The sequence below is a fragment of the Nostoc sp. DedSLP03 genome (genome assembly GCF_034530815.1).
Taxonomy (GTDB): Bacteria; Cyanobacteriota; Cyanobacteriia; order Cyanobacteriales; family Nostocaceae; genus Nostoc.
The window spans coordinates 1-17,833 of sequence record NZ_JAVRCK010000055.1; the positions used below are offsets into that span (position 1 = coordinate 1).

11 protein-coding genes are annotated in these 17,833 nt (G+C 40.0%); 5 read left to right on the plus strand and 6 right to left on the minus strand.

Features of this window, described 5'->3' with window-relative positions:
- Positions 1-50: 50 nt before the first annotated feature.
- Together RM368_RS23730 and RM368_RS23735 are read right to left on the minus strand one after the other, a co-directional pair.
- Positions 51-1,610 carry a fatty acyl-AMP ligase gene (locus RM368_RS23730; RefSeq protein ID WP_322696318.1) on the minus strand — a complete coding sequence of 520 codons (1,560 nt, stop codon included), beginning with the start codon at positions 1,608-1,610 and terminating at the stop codon, positions 51-53.
- Between the two features lie 22 nt (positions 1,611-1,632).
- Positions 1,633-4,653: a beta-ketoacyl synthase N-terminal-like domain-containing protein gene (locus RM368_RS23735; protein ID WP_322696319.1), complete on the minus strand. Its 3,021-nt coding sequence runs from the start codon at positions 4,651-4,653 to the stop codon at positions 1,633-1,635.
- A gap of 1,082 nt (positions 4,654-5,735) precedes the next feature.
- Between RM368_RS23735 and RM368_RS23740 the strand changes: the two genes are divergently transcribed.
- Genes RM368_RS23740 through RM368_RS23750 form a run of 3 tightly spaced genes read left to right on the plus strand, consistent with a single transcriptional unit; the run spans position 5,736 to position 9,434 of the window.
- Complete coding sequence (locus RM368_RS23740; protein WP_322696320.1) at positions 5,736-6,284, plus strand: (2Fe-2S)-binding protein; 549 nt, start codon at positions 5,736-5,738, stop codon at positions 6,282-6,284.
- Positions 6,271-7,248, plus strand: a complete 978-nt coding sequence (locus RM368_RS23745; RefSeq protein ID WP_322696321.1) for a xanthine dehydrogenase family protein subunit M — start codon at positions 6,271-6,273, stop codon at positions 7,246-7,248. The genes RM368_RS23740 and RM368_RS23745 overlap by 14 nt, the downstream gene beginning before the upstream one ends.
- The gene (locus tag RM368_RS23750; protein WP_322696322.1) at positions 7,245-9,434 is read left to right on the plus strand and encodes a xanthine dehydrogenase family protein molybdopterin-binding subunit; all 2,190 of its coding nucleotides are present in this window, start codon (positions 7,245-7,247) and stop codon (positions 9,432-9,434) included. The genes RM368_RS23745 and RM368_RS23750 overlap by 4 nt, the downstream gene beginning before the upstream one ends.
- A 132-nt stretch (positions 9,435-9,566) precedes the next feature.
- Here the strand turns inward: RM368_RS23750 and RM368_RS23755 are convergent, their stop codons facing one another.
- The 4 genes from RM368_RS23755 to RM368_RS38850 all read right to left on the minus strand — a co-directional run bounded on the left by RM368_RS23755 (position 9,567) and on the right by RM368_RS38850 (position 15,086).
- A complete protein-coding gene (locus RM368_RS23755; protein WP_322696323.1) occupies positions 9,567-9,713 on the minus strand; it encodes a hypothetical protein in 147 nt (48 codons plus the stop codon).
- A 545-nt stretch (positions 9,714-10,258) separates the two neighbouring features.
- Positions 10,259-11,422: a bifunctional glutamate N-acetyltransferase/amino-acid acetyltransferase ArgJ gene (argJ, locus tag RM368_RS23760; RefSeq protein ID WP_322696324.1), complete on the minus strand. Its 1,164-nt coding sequence runs from the start codon at positions 11,420-11,422 to the stop codon at positions 10,259-10,261.
- A 154-nt stretch (positions 11,423-11,576) separates the two neighbouring features.
- Positions 11,577-13,091, minus strand: a complete 1,515-nt coding sequence (locus tag RM368_RS23765; RefSeq protein ID WP_322696325.1) for a response regulator — start codon at positions 13,089-13,091, stop codon at positions 11,577-11,579.
- Between the two features lie 18 nt (positions 13,092-13,109).
- A complete protein-coding gene (locus RM368_RS38850; RefSeq protein WP_416212254.1) occupies positions 13,110-15,086 on the minus strand; it encodes a PAS domain S-box protein in 1,977 nt (658 codons plus the stop codon).
- A 951-nt stretch (positions 15,087-16,037) separates the two neighbouring features.
- Here RM368_RS38850 and RM368_RS23780 point away from each other — a divergent pair.
- The gene (locus tag RM368_RS23780; RefSeq protein WP_322696326.1) at positions 16,038-16,508 is read left to right on the plus strand and encodes a hypothetical protein; all 471 of its coding nucleotides are present in this window, start codon (positions 16,038-16,040) and stop codon (positions 16,506-16,508) included.
- Positions 16,509-17,014: 506 nt separating this feature from the next.
- Positions 17,015-17,704: an SDR family NAD(P)-dependent oxidoreductase gene (locus RM368_RS23785; RefSeq protein WP_322696327.1), complete on the plus strand. Its 690-nt coding sequence runs from the start codon at positions 17,015-17,017 to the stop codon at positions 17,702-17,704.
- Positions 17,705-17,833: the final 129 nt, after the last annotated feature.

The window sequence follows — 17,833 nt, forward strand, 5'->3', positions numbered from 1 at the left end:
TTTCTATCTCTCCAGATGTACGGAGTTTTTTCAGAAATCAAATACTAGTCCTATAACTGCCGTAAGTATGTACGCTCTACTTCTTGGATAATAACTAGTTGTTCAACACCTTCTATCTCTACAGAAAATGCTGCCCCACAATTAGGTCGTAGTGCTGGATGGTTATTCTCGACTGTGAATTCAATATCCTGGGGATAATGATTTTGCCCTCGAATAATTATTATGTCTTTGAGGCGACCTGTGATGAATAGTTCGCCATCAAGCAAAAATCCTAAATCTCCAGTGCGTAAAAATAGCCCTTCTTTTGTGTCTCGCAGTTGGGTATTAAAAGTCTGTTGAGTTTCTTGGGGTTTATTCCAGTAGCCGCCAGCAACACTCGACCCTGCAACCCAAATTTCTCCGACTTCTCCATTTGAGCAGGGAGTTAACGACTCTGGGTTGGCGATCGCAATTTTTTGCTCTAAACTGCTATGACCTACACCAACAATTGCTCTACTATCTTCCTCGCTAGTAGCGATCGCCATCCGATTCTGTTTCAAAGCTTGCTCTTGCACAAAACGTATCACTGGTGGCTCTTTTTTCATACCTCCTGACACAATCAAAGTTGTTTCTGCCATGCCATAGCAGGGGTAAAAAGCACTTCTTCTAAAACCACAATCTGCAAAGGTTTCTGAAAATTTTTCTATAGTTTCTGCCCGTACAGGTTCAGCACCATTGAAAGCCACTTCCCAGCTACTCAAATCAATCTGTTGGCGTTGTTCGGGAGTAATCTTGTCAACACACAAGTCATAAGCAAAATTAGGGCCGCCGCTAGTAGTCGCTTGATAGTCGGAAATCACTTTCAGCCAGCGAAAGGGTTTTTGTAGGAAAGACTCTGGCGACATCAAGGTAACTGAGCAATTGCCATATACGGGTTGTAACACTCCGCCAATCAGTCCCATATCGTGGTAAGGAGGCAGCCAAATCACACCTCTACTCTGAGATGTATGCTCAAAAGCCTGATAAATTAAAGCGGAGTTATAAAGTAGATTGTCATGATTTACCATCACCCCTTTCGGATTGCCTGTCGTACCAGATGTGTACTGGAGAAGTGCCAATGATTTGTTAGTAATCTCAGGAAAAATCCAATCATCTGCCAAATCATTAGCAATTTCATCAGTCGCTATACATTGCAAAGCTGCTAATTCTGGTTCTTCTTTAAATCTTTCTCCTAATTTAGTCATTACAGATGAGGTGGTAAGTGCTAAAGTTGCTTGTGCATCTTTGGCAATAGCTTGCAACCTTGTCATCCGCTGTTTACCTCGTGGTGGATACACAGGTACAACAGTTACACCTGCATATAAACCGCCAAAAAAAGCAGCTATAAATTCTAGCCCAGGCGGATAGAGCAGCAGTACTCTTTCTTTAAAAGCCTTCATACTTTGAAGCAATGCCGCAATAGCGCGTGCTTTTTGGTCTAATTGTTCATAAGTGAAGCTAAGTTTTTCTGTTTCTCCATCTATCAAAAACGTATATGGCACTTGGTTTGGTTGTTGTAGCGTTCTATAGCGTAACAGGTTAACTAAAGTCGCTTCTTTTGGAGAGTTTGCTGAAAACAAATCGTGATACATGACTTTTTTGTACTTGAAATAATTAAAAACAGGAAATCAATTGATTTTGTAATTGGCGAACCAAATCGATTAAACTGATGTCTTTAAACATCATCTCTAGTGGCAACTCTAAATCAAAGTCTTTTTTAAAGCTGTTTATTATTTGAATTGACATCAAGGAGTCCAAACCCAAAGTATTAATTGGTTGCTCAGTATCTAGATGAAATGGAGGCAGTCCTGACACTTTGGCAATCTGTTTTGTTAAATATTCTTCCAACAGTTGCTGCTGTTTTTCTGGGTATGCCGTTAGTTGTTCTCGCATTAGGGAAATAGTCAATTCAGGGATGAGTACATCTAAACCTCTGGCTTGACTGGTCAAAGAAGATTGATGTTTAGAGGTTGAGAATGCAGTTTCCTGGTGATTGCTAACTAGATCGCTATTTAGCCAATAGCTTTGTCGCTCAAAAGGATAAGTTGGTAATTGTAAGCGATCGCGGTGATAGTTGCGATCGAACTCTAACCAATTAACAGGTACTCCTAAAACAGAAAGCTCTGCTAAACTGGACAACAATTGCTGCCAGTTGGATTGTCCCGAACGCAAGCTGGGAAGCCAAACCCCTGTTTCTTCAGGCAGACAACGAATGCCCATTGACAATAGATCCGCATTTGGCCCAATCTCGACAAATACCGTGACTCCTTGCTGATACATGGTTTGCATCCCTGTTGAAAACCTCACGGGTTCCTGGAGCATATTCTTCCAATACTCCATGATGCTCATTGCATTATCGGACAGTTGCCCTGTGACACCGGAAATTATGGGGATTTGGGGAGGACAGAAAGTGTAATTTGACTCATACTGAGCAAAATTCTCCTCTGGCAATTCTATAAAAGGATAGTGAAAGGCGTAGGATGTATTCCACCAAAACGTTGTGACTCCTTGTGCTTGCATCACAGCCATAACTGCATCGACTGCCTGTTGCTCGCCAGAAATTAAAACCAGCGGGCTGGCAAAGACACTAATAACAACTTTGTCAGCGTAGGGTTTAATTGCAGCGGCCACTCGCTCTTCGTCTGCAAACACGGTGACCATCCCTCCTTTTGGGAGGCGCGATTGGATATACTGCTGCCCGGAGATTAAGAGCTTAATTGCATCTTCTAAACTCAAAATCCCGGCAACGCAGGCAGCAGCATACTCTCCCAAGCTTGTTCCCATCACAACCGACGGTTCAATCCCCCAAGATTTCCATAACTCGCAAAGTGCTATTTGCAGTGTAAATAATGCCGTGCAGTAGCCCATCTCATCGGTAGGAGTTTCTCCAACAGTGGCGGGATAGAGAAAAAAGTCGAGAAGGGACTTTCCGAGTAACGGCTGGGCGATCGCATTACAGCGAGCGACAACTTGGCGAAAGATGGGCATTTGTTCGTACAGTTGACGATCCAGTTCTAGTGTCTCGTTAATCATGCCAGTGAACAAAAATCCAATCTTTGGAACTTTCTTTGGCTTCACCAAACCACTCACTAACCCGACGGACTCTTGACATAATGCAAACGCCTCCAAACGTTCTGCAATTTGTACTGTAGATTTCCCAGTCACAGCCAGCCGATGGTTAAATGTGGTTCTACCAGTATTGGCACTAAAACAAACATCGGCAATTGACACATCAGGATGATTAACTAAAAACTCGTGATAAAGGTGGGCTAGCGATCGCAATGCCGTTTCTGTTTTGGCTGATAAAGTCAGCAAATGTAGGGGGCGATCAATATTAGAAGACTCCGCAACCAAATCAGGGGAAGCTTCCATCACTATATGAGCGTTTGTGCCGCCAAAGCCAAAGGTACTCACGCCTGCAATGCGAGGGCGATCGCTTGGCCAAGGCTCTAATACTTGCTGTACTTGCAGAGGTAGTTTATCTTGCGGGACATTCGGATTTAGCTGCTGAAAATGTATATTTGGCGGAATCTTTCCATATTTGAGAGACAACGCCACTTTAATCAATCCGGCAATTCCACTAGCAGCTTCTGAATGTCCGATATTGGTTTTGACGGAACCAACACGACATTTATCTCCTAGAGGACGATTTTCTCCTAAAACGCTTGCCAATGCTTTAAGTTCAATCGCATCCGCCAACAAACTTCCAGTTCCTTGCGCTTCAACATACTGTACAGAACTTGGTGAAATTTCAGCATTTTGATAAGCTTGCCGCAGTAGTGCTTGTTGTGCTTGCAGATTGGGAGCAGCCAGCCCATTACTACGTCCATCTTGGTTGACTGCACTACCTTGGATAACTGCATAGATAGAGTCAGAGTCTGCCAATGCTTGAGACAGAAGCTTCAAAACTACAACACCAACTCCTTCACTCCGCACGAAGCCATCGGCTTGAGCATCAAATGCTTTGCAACGTCCTGTAGCCGATATCATTCCTGCATTTGCTAGGCTTGCTGTCAACTCCGGTAACAGCATGACATTCACGCCTGCGGCTATTGCTAAACTAGATTCTTTTTTATGCAAACTTTGACAGGCAAGATGAACTGCTACTAAAGAGGAAGAACAAGCTGTGTTAATTGATAAACTCGGCCCAGTCAAGTTAAGCACGTAGGAAATACGGTTAGCAACAACACTGCTGAGATTGCCAGCAACTGCATAGCCATTTGTTGTGCGCTCTGTTGCCATCATTTCATAGTAATCAGAGCCAGCAATACCGACAAAAACTCCTGTTGAGCTTCCTGAAAGTTTTTGTGGGATTAATCCGGCATCTTCGAGAGCTTCCCAAGTGATTTCTAGTAACAACCGTTGTTGAGGATCTATGCTAGCAGCTTCTTGGGGAGTGATACCAAAGAATTGTGGGTCAAATTTATCGATCTGCTCTAGAAAACCACCTTGAACGGGTTGCGACTGCTGTAAAGTAGAGTCAGGGATAAAGTAAGAATGCAGATTTTCGCGTTCGGAAGGAATGGGTGCGATCGCATCTACCTGATTACAGAGCAGATGCCAAAAAGCTTCAGGATTGATAGCACCTGGAAAACGACATCCCATCCCAATAATCGCAATAGATTCAACATTCATAGTATTTACTCTTCAACCTGGCTAAGAATTGTATCTAAGTTCTCGCAATCAAATTAACAATATTTAAAAATCCTAATATGCAGATTAAGTAGTAGGCGATCGCAGCACAAGTTTTTCAAAACAGCGAGTATGTAATCTGCAAGTTAATCCACCGAGGTAGCTAGTTTCATTACTAAGCAAGCATCAATGATGTAATAATCTTTGTACGAGAGCGAGCGGGTTTTTCTTAACGCTCTTGAATTTCATGTAGATGAGTTAGTAAATGTACATCCAACTAAAGAATTTTTATTAATAGTAGTAATTTATCTGATATACGAATTACTATCTACAATTATTGACAGATAGCAATCTTGAATAATTCATGACAAAATACCACATTCATGGAGCTTATCAACCTGAAATCTTTAATAGTATATAGACCACTTCAATAAACACTTTTTTATTACGAATGATCCGGGATTACTATAGTAATTTTGATTTCCACTAGAAGACATAGCTACACCACTTACTGTGTTCAAAATGTTAGAAATTTTGTTTAATCAGCAATTTGCCTGTTATTGACCAGTTATATTAATAATTTACAGTATAACAACTTGATTAACAATACATTTTGTCAAATATATTACTTTTCCTACTTTTCCTACTTTTCCTACTTTTCGCACTTTTCCCACTTTGATTACTTATAAAGTATAAATAATGGGTATATATTTTGACAAAAAGAGATATAGCTTTGAGAAACAGCCAGATAAGTAGTGGGTAGACACCTTAGCGGCTTGTCGCAGACATCGCTACTCATTAGGAATTATGTTTTTTACCTCTTTTCATATTCAAAAAAATTGCGATCGCGAGTTTGGATGAGATTTAAAGCAGCTTCTGTATGTATTGGTTTAAGTGAGTTCATTGCCGCTTATTGTAAATTACCCACAAGCGATCGCTTGAAAGGTTAGCTCTTTATGCCTTCCTTTTGCCATTCGTTATTATTGCCGTTACCTGGGATTCTCAATGTCAGGAAGTAACGCTAGAATAACCGCAGACTTTTATCGCTACTATAGTAAATGATGTAATTATTATCTACATGAGATATGGCAGAAAATTCTTTAGCTTCAAGAACTTCAGACTTACTTACTCAGGAAGTGAAAATATTCGCTTCAGAGGAAGTAGAATTATCACTGAATGTTAATAATACATCTTACACCTTGAAGATAGAACCTCGTGTGACATTACTAGATGCACTTCGAGAAAAGCTGGGTTTGATAGGCACTAAAAAAGCTTGCGATCGCGGTGAATGTGGTGCGTGTACTGTATTAGTTAATAATCGGCGAATTAACTCTTGTATGACTTTGGCAATCATGCACATCAATGCTGAAATTACCACAATTGAGGGATTAGCACAAGATGGAAAACTCCATCCTATGCAAACAGCCTTTATTACCCATGATGCTTTTCAATGTGGCTACTGTACATCAGGTCAAATTATCTCAGCCGTAGGGATGATATTGGAAGAATCGCCAAAATCTGAAGCAGAAATTCGAGAAAACATGAGTGGAAACCTTTGCCGTTGTGGAGCATATCCAAATATTATTGCGGCGATTCGAGATGTGCTAGAGGAAAAGCAAGATGCAGCCATTTAGTTATGCTAAAGTTACCTCAGAAGAAGTAGCGATCGCCACAGTTGAGCAAGATAAAACTGCTGCATTTATTGCTGGTGGCACAGATTTACTGGGGTTAATGAAGGATGGAGTTCAAACAGCGAATATATTAATTGATATTAATAGTTTGCCCTTAGCAGATATTGAATCTCAACCGAATGGAATCCGCATTGGTGCGATTTCTCGAATGAGTGATGTGGCTTTTCATCCCCAAATTCAGGAATGTTATCCGGTAATTAGCCAAGCTTTATTACAAAGCGCTTCACCGCAACTGCGAAATATGGCAACAGTGGGTGGGAATTTACTGCAACGAGTCCGCTGTGGTTATTTTCGTGATCCGGTTTTTCCTTGTAATAAACGCACTCCCGGTATAGGTTGTTCGGCAATTACAGGTTACAATCGAATGCATTCCATTTTCGGAGCTAGCGAACATTGTATTGCCGTTCATCCTTCCGATTTAGCTGTAGCTTTGACGGCATTAGATGCAGTGATTTGCATCCAAGGAATAGAAACATCACGGCGAATTTCAATTGATGATTTTTATCTCTTACCAGAGGAGACACCAGCAAAAGAAACTCTATTAGAGCCTGGAGAATTAATTGTTGCGATTGAAGTTCCAGATTTTGCCTATAAGTCCCATTATTTAAAAGTAAGGGATCGAGCTGCTTACGAATTTGCTCTCGTTTCTGTAGCAGTTGCTTTAGATATAGAACAAAACACGATAAAATCAGCACGCATCGCTTTTGGAGGAGTAGCACCCAAACCTTGGCGTGCAAGGGAAGCTGAGGAATTTCTCAAAGAAAAAGAAATTAACGAAGATATCTTTACAGCCGCAGCCGCCGCCGCCGTCAAAGAAGCAAAACCGCAAACGCACAATCAATTCAAAATTGAATTAGTCAAACGCGCTTTGGTACGCGCACTTTCAGTTGTGACAGAAAAATTATGAATAAAATTATTGGGAAACCACTCGATCGCGTTGATGGTAAGCTGAAAGTAACGGGAGAAGCACCTTACACAGCCGATGTGCCAATCGAGAAGTTAACTTATGGAGTGATTTTTCAAAGCGCGATCGCTAGCGGTAAAGTTATCCAAATAGACACATCCGCAGCCGCAGTCTCTCCTGGTGTGCTAGATGTCGTTACTTACCAACAAACCCCATCTCTGGTAAAAATACCTTTCTTTGGGCCTCCACAACCTCAGTCAACTGAAAAAGACCATAATATCTACTACGATGGTCAACATCTGGGGGTTGTAATTGCCCAAACTTTAGAAGAAGCCGAAACTGCCGCCTGTAAGATAAAAATTATCTACGAAGAAGCCATTCCGACAGTCACAATGGCACATACAGAGATATTTGAACCCGAATCGATATTTTTTGGGATGATGCCAGCTAAAATCATCAGAGGGGATGTTGAATCGGGGAAAGCACAGGCAGATGTCTTAGTAGAGCAAGTTTATACTACGCCAGTAGAACATCATAATCCCCTAGAACCTTCTGCAACGATCGCGATCTGGGAAGGCGATAATTTGACATTATATGAAACCACTCAAGGCGTTTCTGCAACCCAAAGCCAAATTTCATCTATTCTGAATATTCCCGAAGAAAATGTCCGCGTCATCTCCAAATATTTAGGCGGCGGATTTGGTTGTAAAGCACTGCTGCGATCGCATACGATTTTAGCAGCGATCGCAGCTCGGCAAGTAAAACGCCCTGTAAAAGTTGTACTAACGCGATCGCAAATGTACACTGCTTGCGGCCACCGTTCTGAAACTCAGCAGCAGCTAACATTAGGTGCAACCAAAGAAGGTAAACTAACTATCATTGAGCAAATTGGGACATCTTTAACTTCCGTATTTGATGACTTTGCCGAACCAGTGGGTGCAGCAACAATCATGATGTACGCTTGTGCCAATTTGGAAATTAAATACCGTTTGGGACGGATCAATGCCGGCACACCAACCTTTATGCGGGGGCCAGGAGAAGCGCCGGGAATGTTTGCCTTAGAATCGGCAATGGATGAATTGGCATACACCTTAAATATCGATCCAATTGAACTAAGACTGAAAAATCATGCAGATATCGATCCGCACAAAGGATTACCTTGGTCAAGTAAATCCCTGAAAGAATGTTATCAAAAAGGGGCAGAAATTTTTGGATGGACACAACGCAATCCAATTCCCCGTTCCATGCGAGACAATCATTTCCTGATTGGTTGGGGAATGGCAAGTGCGACATTTCCCACCAATGCTAGAACTGCATCAGTCAAGGTAGAAATTTTTGCCACTGGAGAAGTAAAAGTACAAAGTGGTACTCAAGACATCGGTACTGGTACTTATACAGTGATGACGCAGGTAGCTGCTGAAGTATTGGGATTACCAGTGCAGTTTGAATTAGGTGATACTAATCTTCCCAAAGCCCCGATTACAGGGAACTCAGTTACAGTTGCGAGTGTTTCGCAGGCGGTGCATCAAACTGCGATCACCGCACGGGATAAGATAATTAAAATGGCGATCGCGGATGCAAATTCTTTGCTTTACGGCTTGCAAGCAGAAGATATTGCCGTTGACTCAGGGCAAATATTTTCAAAACAAGACCCATCAAAGCGAGACAGCTACAGCGATATTCTGCACCGTCACGGATTAGAAAGTTTAGAAGTTACAGAGGAATCCTCACTCAATCCAGAGAGCCAACAATATGCCAAACACTCATTTGGGGCGATATTTGTCGAAGTTGCAGTTGATGAATTGTTAGGAGAAATTAAAGTTAGACGTTGCGTAGGCGTTTATGATGCTGGGCGAATTCTTAACTTCAAGACAGCACGCAGTCAAGTTATCGGCGGAATTACCTGGGGAATTGGTATGGCGCTGATGGAGAAAACTGTAATAGATCCTAATCAGGGCAGAATAGTTGGTGCTAACCTTTCCGATTACCTAATTCCCGTTCATGCAGATATCCCCAATATGGAAGTGCAATTTATTGACGAACGCGATCCTTATGTGAATGCACTAGGAACCAAAAGCTTGGGGGAACTTCCGATTGTTGGGGTAGCGGCTGCCATATCTAATGCAGTTTATCATGCCACAGGTAAGCGGATTCGCGATTTGCCAATTACGCCAGATAAGTTGTTGTGAGCGAATCGGTTTGTAATTACAGCAGAAATCATCTATTTGAACCACATCTGTTGTAGGGACGCAAGCCCTTGCGCCCCTACCACGTGGTCTATTTAGCTGAAAATAGCTGTAATATCATGTCCGCATAATTATTTATGTTGCAATGTTTGCCATGAATGTTGCAATGTTTGCCATGAATATTGCAATGTTTGTCAGGAATATTGCAATGTTTGTCAGGAATGTCGCAATGTTTGCCAGGAATGTCGCAATGTTTGCCAGGAATATTACAATGTTTGCCATGAATATTGCAATATTTCTGATAAACATTTCAATATTTATTATTAATATTAAGTTTATCAAAAATATTTTTCTTTAACCACCGTTTTATAATAGTTTTTTACATACAGTATCTCGTTTAAAATACTACAGATTCAAAGGAAAAATTTGATGAACCAGTGACAACCTACTCCTCAACTCAGGAGATATTTAACTCAATTAGTTTCCACTTGTATTGTTAAACCTTTGCAGTTCATAAAACAGTGGTACATACAACCAATACAAAATGAGGATGGGACGAGATTCAGGCAAAATTCTTTGATTAAGGTACAATCTTTGACAAAATTCGAGCCAGAAAGTTAACTTAACCTAAAGGATAATAATTGACCCTTATCTACAAAACGCTACGTTCTTTCTTCAACGCCGAGCGCAATGAATCAATGAGCTTTAACCCTAAATTCCTCTCCCAAGCTTGGGAGAAGGATTTTGAAATTCGCTCCCCTTCTCCCAAAATTGGGAGAAGGAGTTGGGGGATAAGGGCAAATTTTGCAGTTGTGCAAGAAGTCTAATCAAGTTGAGTATTTACCATTAATTTCTATATAACCCTCTGAAAGATCGCAACCCCATACAGTTGCAGAGGCATCGCCAATATTAAGGCTAACATGAATATCTACTTTATCTTGAGACATAATTTGCCGTAACTGTTCTAGATTTTCCTCAGTTAAGCTACTAGGATAAACTTTTACATTATCAAAACTAATAACAACTTTATCTTGATTTATTTGCTGTTCGTTTTCACATTTGCCTATAGCCATAGCAACTCTTCCCCAATTCGGATCTGCTCCATAAACAGCAGTTTTTACTAATGGTGAATTTACAATTGCCTTCGCTACTGTTTTAGCTTGTGTATAGTTAATCGCTGAATCTACAGTTACCTCAATTATTTTAGTAGCACCTTCTGCATCTCGTGCAATTTTCAGCACTAATTCCTGTGCAACTTCTTGCAATGCCTTAGCAAAATCTGCTTCTGAAACTTCACCGGCTATTCCATTAGCAAGAATCACGGCAGAGTCACTAGTAGAAGTATCCGTATCTACGCTCAAGCAATTAAAAGTTTTATCTATAGTAGAGCGAAAAATAGAACGAAGGCTATTTGCAGAAATTGCAGCATCAGTAAAAAAGAAAGTTAAAAGGGTAGCCATATTCGGCTCAATCATGCCAACACCTTTGGCAATTCCTACTAGCTTGGCATTTCCTATTTGCCGTGTAGCTAGTTTCGCTACTGTATCGGTGGTCATAATACCACGAGCAGCGGCATGAAAATCAGCATCAGTCAATTTTTTGCCCAATCCTAATAAACCAGTCCGGATTTTTTCAATGGGGTAACGTCTGCCAATTACACCTGTAGAAGCGATCGCAATATTATGTGCAGCAATTCCAGTTTCAGTTGCAACTAATTGCAGAACTTCTTGAGCATCAGCGATGCCAACCGAACCATTAGCTACATTTGCATTCTTAGATATAACGACAATTGCTTGTGCTTGTGAATCTTTTAAATTATCGCGGCTAATAGTAACACTTGGCCCAGCAAAAAGACTTTGAGTGAAGACTCCATCTGCAACACAAGGAACTGATGATTTAATCAATACAAAATCATCAGTGGTATCTCGTATTCCCAAATTAGTGATGAATGCACTAAAACCTTGAGGTGTAGAAGATATAGTTAATGACATTTTTCGATATTTAATAATTTGGTTTAATTATCTCATATCAAGTTCAGTCATTTGTCATTTATCCTTTGCGATCGCAAAGGATAAATGACAACCATAACAAAAATTTTCACAATCTCATTTAGGAATGCTATAGCAATTTCTGGATTATTGAGTACTATAAATCAATTAATGTAAGAGTGAATGTAGTCCATCCATTGCCACTTTCTACTTGAATGTTTCCTTGCAATTGTTCCACTAATTTCTGGACTATAGATAAACCTAAACCCGAACCACCTTGATTCCAGATATCTGCATTGGGTAGACGATAAAATTTATCAAATATCCGTGGTAACTCTATTACCGGAATTTCTGCTGAATTCCTGACAGTAATAATTGTTTTTGCAGGTGTTTCCGAGGAATTGTGACTTACACTTAAGACAATTTCACCACCAGCAGGTGTGTATTTACAGGCATTATTAAGCAATTCTACTATAATGCGTTCCAAGCTAATGCCATCTGACAATAGCGGCGGAAGATTTGCGGGGAGATTCGCCTGTAGAGTTTGCTGATGTTGTTGAACACGAATTTGAAACGGTTCGATAACCCAAAGTAACCACTGTTGTAAGAGCAACGCATCAGGTGTAATAACTGGATAGGATGAGCTTTCTAGCCGTTGTAAGTCTAGTAGATCGTTAACTAATTCTAGTTCGCGATCGCACTCGCTTTCCATTAATTTTAGATAGCGTTGAGCATCCTCAGTATTATTAGATAGTTGTATCATTTGAATCATCATCTTGATATTACTCAGAGGCGATCGCAGTTCGTGAGAAACTAAATTCAAAAAGTCATTTTTAAGTTGATTTATCTCCTCCCATTGCACCACAAGTTGCTCTTGCTCAATTTGCTTTTGACGCGCCTCAATCGCTCGTTTGCGCTCAGTAATATCTCGAAACACTAATACAGCGCCTGTAATATTATCTTTGTCATCTTTAATTGGTGCAGCGCTGTCATCAATTGGTATTTCCGCACCATTTTTATTAATCAGAATTGTTTCTGCGGGAAGATTAACGATAATACCATCTTGAAGAACTTTTATAGTCGGACTTTCAATAGAGTTATGAGTTTCGCCATTAGCAATATTAAATATCTCTGAAGAATTTCTGCCACAAGCTTCTTCTTGTTTCCATCCAGTCAAATTTTCCGCAACCGGATTCATAAAAGTGATTGAATCTTGTAAATCGCTAGCAATTACACCATCGCTGATACTTTTTAAAAGTGCATCTAGCCATTTTTTATTAACTTTTAATTGCTTTTCTAAACCATGCTTAATCAAAGTTATTTCAATATTTGTTTGTAGTTCTCTTTCTTTAAAAGGTTTCAGGAGGTAGGCAAACGGCTCAGTTATCTTAGCTCGTTCCAATGTGTTCTCATCTGCATAAGCAGTCAAATAAATTACTGGAATATCCAAACGCTTATAGATTTCTTCAGCAGCTTCTATCCCGTCCATTGAGCCTTTAAGCTTGATATCCATCAGTACTAAATCTGGAGATATTTCTCTTGCTATATTAATCGCTTCTTCTCCTGAAGAAGCAATAGCAGGTACTAGATAACCAAATTTATTCAGCCGATATTGTAAGTCTTTAGCAACAATAGCTTCATCTTCCACAACTAAAATTTTTGCCTTTGTCATCTTTGATTAATTGTGTATTTATGGTAAAGGAAATGTCACCTGAAACTCTACTCCAGTAGAACCTGTAATCTTGATATTTCCTGCTAGTTGATGGGTTAAGGCATCCACCAATTCCCATCCTAATGATGCGATTTTCTTAAAATCAAAGTTTTGTGGTAAGCCAATCCCGTCATCACGAACTATTAGCCTTAAATTATGATTAATTATTTTCTTGATTTCAATATTGATAGTACCATTACTACCTTGATTAAATGCGTATTTTAAAGAATTAGATACAAGCTCATGGATAATTAAGCTACAAGGAATTGCTGTATCTAAACCGAGAAAAATATAATCCTCGGTATTTATTGTCAAAGCGATCGCATCTTCATTGACTTCATAAGCAGTAAATAAACTTGTTACCAAATCTCGAATATATTCACCAAAATTAATCCTTGCTAAGTCTTGAGATTGATACAATTTTTCGTGAACCAGAGCCATTGATGCAATCCGCTGCTGGCTTTGTTGAAATATTACCAAATCGTCTTTGTCTTTGATATAAGCAGATTGTAGGTTTAACAGACTGGAAATCACCTGTAAATTGTTTTTGACCCGATGGTAAATTTCTTTTAATAACACCTCTTTTTCTAATAGTGATGCTTGTATTTGCTCCTCCCACTGCTTGCGTTCGCGCTGCGCGGCTTTCCGTTCGTTAATGTCTTCCACTACAGAAATAAAATATTTTGGCTCCCCACTAGATTCGCGCATCAAAGACACAGTGAGATTAACCCAAACTAAGGAATTATCTTTGCGAAAATAGCGCTTTTCCATCGAGTAAGTTTGAATATTATCTGCTAAAATTTGCTCAACATATTTCAGGTTAGTGTTAAGATCGTCCGGGTGAGTAATATCTTGGAAAGTTAACAACTGTAGTTCTTCGAGTGTGTAACCGAGAATATCGCAAAGCTTCTGATTCACTAACAACCAGCTTCCATCGATTGCGACATGGGCAATGCCAACAGCAGCTTGATGGAATGCAGCCCGAAATCGCTGTTCGCTCTCTCGTAATGCTTCTTCTATTCGCTGGCGTTCAGTAATTTCTGTCTGTAGCGATTCGTTGATTTTTGTTAACTCTGCTGTCCTTTCCTCAACCTTGCTTTCTAATTGGTTAAGTAAGCTATTTAGTGTCTCCTCTGCTTGCTTGCGATCGGTAATGTCAGTATGTGAGCCTGCCATTCGTACTACATTACCATTTTCATCCCACTGTGCTTGCCCTCGATCTAAAATCCATTTATAGGTGCCGTCTTTACATAAAGCTCGATACTCGCTAATGTAAAACGGTGTTTTCTGAGCAAAGTGAGCTTGAACTGCTTGTTTCACCCGCTTAATATCGTTCGGATGCACTCGTGTGACGCATTCATCTAAATGGTTAGAAATTTCGTGGTTTTCGTAACCGAGCATTTCTTTCCAGCGAGCCGAGAAGAAAACTTCATTGGTTTTAACATTCCAGTCCCAAATTCCATCATTATTGCCTCGCAAAGCTAATTGCCAGCGTTGTTCGTTTTCCCTCAACACTTCCTCAGTCCGTATGCGTTCAGCAATTTCTTTTGCTAGTTGGTAGTTTGCAGCCTCTAGTTGGGCAGGACTCGGTAGAGCTAGCAACTGCGGCATTAATGACACAAGCTCTATAGCGGTTAATACGGAAACAAAAGCGGTGATAGCTTTGACTAACCCTGATAGCCAATAGGTAGGGTACCAAAGCGTCCATACATCCATTAAATGAGTTGTGCCACAAGCAACGATGAATGTGCCAAACATTAGGAATATCCAGCCGAAAGGCATATCTCGCCGTTTACGAACAAAATAAACCAACATCACTGGAATTGAATAATAAGCAAATCCAGTTAACACATCTGAAATCAGATGCAACCACACTAATCCTGGTTTCCAGAGATAGCAATGTCCGTGGGGAATAAACTGGCTAGTAGAGAAAAAATTATTTAAAAATTCCATCATAAAAACCTACACATTGCACAAGTCTTTACCAAAGCCTGAAGTGCGAAAGAAGAGGTTTTTAGCCTCAGACCTTTTGTAGATACGTATACACCTAGAGAATGGGTCTCATATTCTCAAGGAGAACTACATTTGGTATTTGTCAGAGTTTTACCGTACTAGTTTTAGACTAGAATTGATTATCAGCTTGAGCTTCTAAATTCTGTTTTCGTCATCTTTTCTGAGTTTTTTAATCTGAATAATATAAGATTTATTAAAATTAAAGTACCGCGATCGCTTTGGTTATCGTTACCGTATATCCTCTGAAATCAACCATTTACATATATAAAAACCTTCAAAAATTACAGTAATATTTCGGTTATATACTAATCTAATTTTAATCTAGCCGCCTACGTGTATTTGCGGCTTAACTCAAATCAGTTTGAGTAGGTCAGCACCATTAATCTATCATCTAGTGTCTGGTTAAAGATTTATCTTTAACACCACACAAAACAAGTGTAAAAGCTCACTCTCAAGGTTTGGACACAGAGCAACTGGCATTATATGAGGCTGAAGTAGCAAACCACAGACCCCGTACTGTAAGTAAAATAACTAGAAAATCAATGTTATTTTAGCTACAAAAATCTAACCCATTTTAGAAAACGTTGATGGCTAGATTCTCTTTCATCAGGAAGAAGCCCGTACATCAGCAGAACTGTCGGCATTGCTGATGGTGAGAGTATCTAGGCAAGTGTAAATCTGCGTTAACAATGATAAGGTGTGCGATTGACTGGCGGTGGTAAACTGAAATCACGCTTTCGACCACTGTATCGATCAAACCGACTGCTACCATTACTCAGATGGCTTATTACTTATCTTAAAGTGAGACATTGGGTTTGGGCGCGATCGCTCCTACTACACACTCCACAATCCTCTACAGCGATCGAGGCACAAGGGACAGAGGGACGATCTCACTTGAGTGCCAAAAAAACTTTGCTAATTGTTCCTACTTTTCCGAAAAAGAGGAATCGTAATGTGATTACCATTATAGAAAACTTCCAATGCTTATTTTTATTAAATAAAAAGGATGCACTAACTATGAGTACAGAGAATGGAAAAAACTCTTTAGTCGAAACACAGTCTTTAGTTGAGGAAAGTAAACAACCATCAACTCTTAATGATTCAAAAGGTCAGCAAGGTGTACAACAAAATGCTGAGGCAGTAAATAATACTTTTAATCTGCCACAAAACTATATACAAACAGATCCCTGGATTTACCGCATGATTGTTGGTACACTTACCTCTTCAGTATTAATTTGCCTTATAGGTGCAATTGGTCTACAAGCAAAGGGCAGCAAACAAATTCCTGAACTTCTAACCGCTCTTGGAACCGGTTCTTTGGGTGCTTTATCAGGATTACTAGCACCATCCCCTATAAAAAAATAGTGTTTTCGTAATGCATTTTTTTTATACAATCTTTCTCGTACTTAAGGCTGATTTTATTTTGCAGGACATAGCGCTCAAGGAGCGCATACTGTATTTTTCGCGTTTCGTTTTACAGCGACGAATTATTTGACCACAGCGACAAATAACTTATCAAGTTCTTTAAGCTTGTAAGCTTTGCTCTAAAAGAATCTGATTTGAGTGCGTTTCTAATCTAAAGCTATAGAAATTGCTTGAACAAGCAAGAAGAATTTGGATTGTTGACAAAAAATCCGTCGTTTTGATCAAATAATTTGTCTCTCTACACTCTCCCTAAGAACTGTGCTTATCAAATACTCTAAATCAATAGATTTACCGTATTATATATTAGATATACAAATTGCAATTCTTGATGTCTTTACTGGTTTTTCTGTATGTACCCTCGAAAAGGGGGAATGTCCTAACTGCTTTTGAAGTATTTCGCGATTGTTTAGTCATCTGGTTCGAATCACAAGGGAGAACTTGAGGATATGGCAAATATTGCATTAATTGTTGGGGCTGGTAGTGGACTCAGTGCTTCACTAGCCCGTTTATTGGCAAAAGAAGGCTTTACTATTGCTTTAGCAGCAAGGCAAATTGATAAGCTCAAAGCATTATCTGATGAAATTGGAGCCGTCAGTTTTACTGCTGATGCTTCTCAACTAAATGAAGTTGAACAACTATTTACAGATGTCGAACAAAAACTGGGAGTACCAACATTGGTTGTGTATAATCCTAGCTGGCGCGTTCGGGGTTCATTTGTGGAACTTGACCCAGCCGATGTTGCCAAAACACTAGAAATTACTGCCTATGGTGGCTTTTTAGTAGCACAAGCGGCGGCAAAACGTCAGTTAGCTGCGGGTGGAGGAGCGATATTTTTTACAGGTGCTTCCGCCAGTGTTAAGGGTTATCCTCAGTCTGCACCGTTTGCAATGGGTAAATTTGCTTTACGGGGTTTGGCTCAAAGCATTGCCCGTGAATTGGCTCCTCAGAATATCCATGTGGCGCATTTTGTGATTGATGGAGCAATTCGTTCTGCTACCCGAATAGAACCAGACGATCGACCAGATAGTTTACTCGATCCAGATGCGATCGCTCAAACTTACCTGAACATTTTTCGCCAACCTCGCAATGCTTGGACTTGGGAAGTGGAATTGCGACCTTGGGTAGAAAAATTTTGATTTTCACTCTGCTCTAAATATACATAGCATCGACTAGCACAGCATCTCCTGTCTGGCGATCGCCAATTAAGTAAGTATAACTATTAGTTGCAGGGTCAAAAAATTGCCGAAATAGGAAAGTTGACTGCG

Bases quoted from the DNA above. Each gene is read 5' to 3' on its own strand.
- RM368_RS23730 (WP_322696318.1), bottom strand. From the start codon at position 1,610: ATGTATCACGATTTGTTTTCAGCAAACTCTCCAAAAGAAGCGACTTTA.
- RM368_RS23735 (WP_322696319.1), bottom strand. From the start codon at position 4,653: ATGAATGTTGAATCTATTGCGATTATTGGGATGGGATGTCGTTTTCCA.
- RM368_RS23740 (WP_322696320.1), top strand. From the start codon at position 5,736: ATGGCAGAAAATTCTTTAGCTTCAAGAACTTCAGACTTACTTACTCAG.
- RM368_RS23745 (WP_322696321.1), top strand. From the start codon at position 6,271: ATGCAGCCATTTAGTTATGCTAAAGTTACCTCAGAAGAAGTAGCGATC.
- RM368_RS23750 (WP_322696322.1), top strand. From the start codon at position 7,245: ATGAATAAAATTATTGGGAAACCACTCGATCGCGTTGATGGTAAGCTG.
- RM368_RS23755 (WP_322696323.1), bottom strand. From the start codon at position 9,713: ATGGCAAACATTGTAATATTCCTGGCAAACATTGCGACATTCCTGGCA.
- argJ (WP_322696324.1), bottom strand. From the start codon at position 11,422: ATGTCATTAACTATATCTTCTACACCTCAAGGTTTTAGTGCATTCATC.
- RM368_RS23765 (WP_322696325.1), bottom strand. From the start codon at position 13,091: ATGACAAAGGCAAAAATTTTAGTTGTGGAAGATGAAGCTATTGTTGCT.
- RM368_RS38850 (WP_416212254.1), bottom strand. From the start codon at position 15,086: ATGATGGAATTTTTAAATAATTTTTTCTCTACTAGCCAGTTTATTCCC.
- RM368_RS23785 (WP_322696327.1), top strand. From the start codon at position 17,015: ATGGCAAATATTGCATTAATTGTTGGGGCTGGTAGTGGACTCAGTGCT.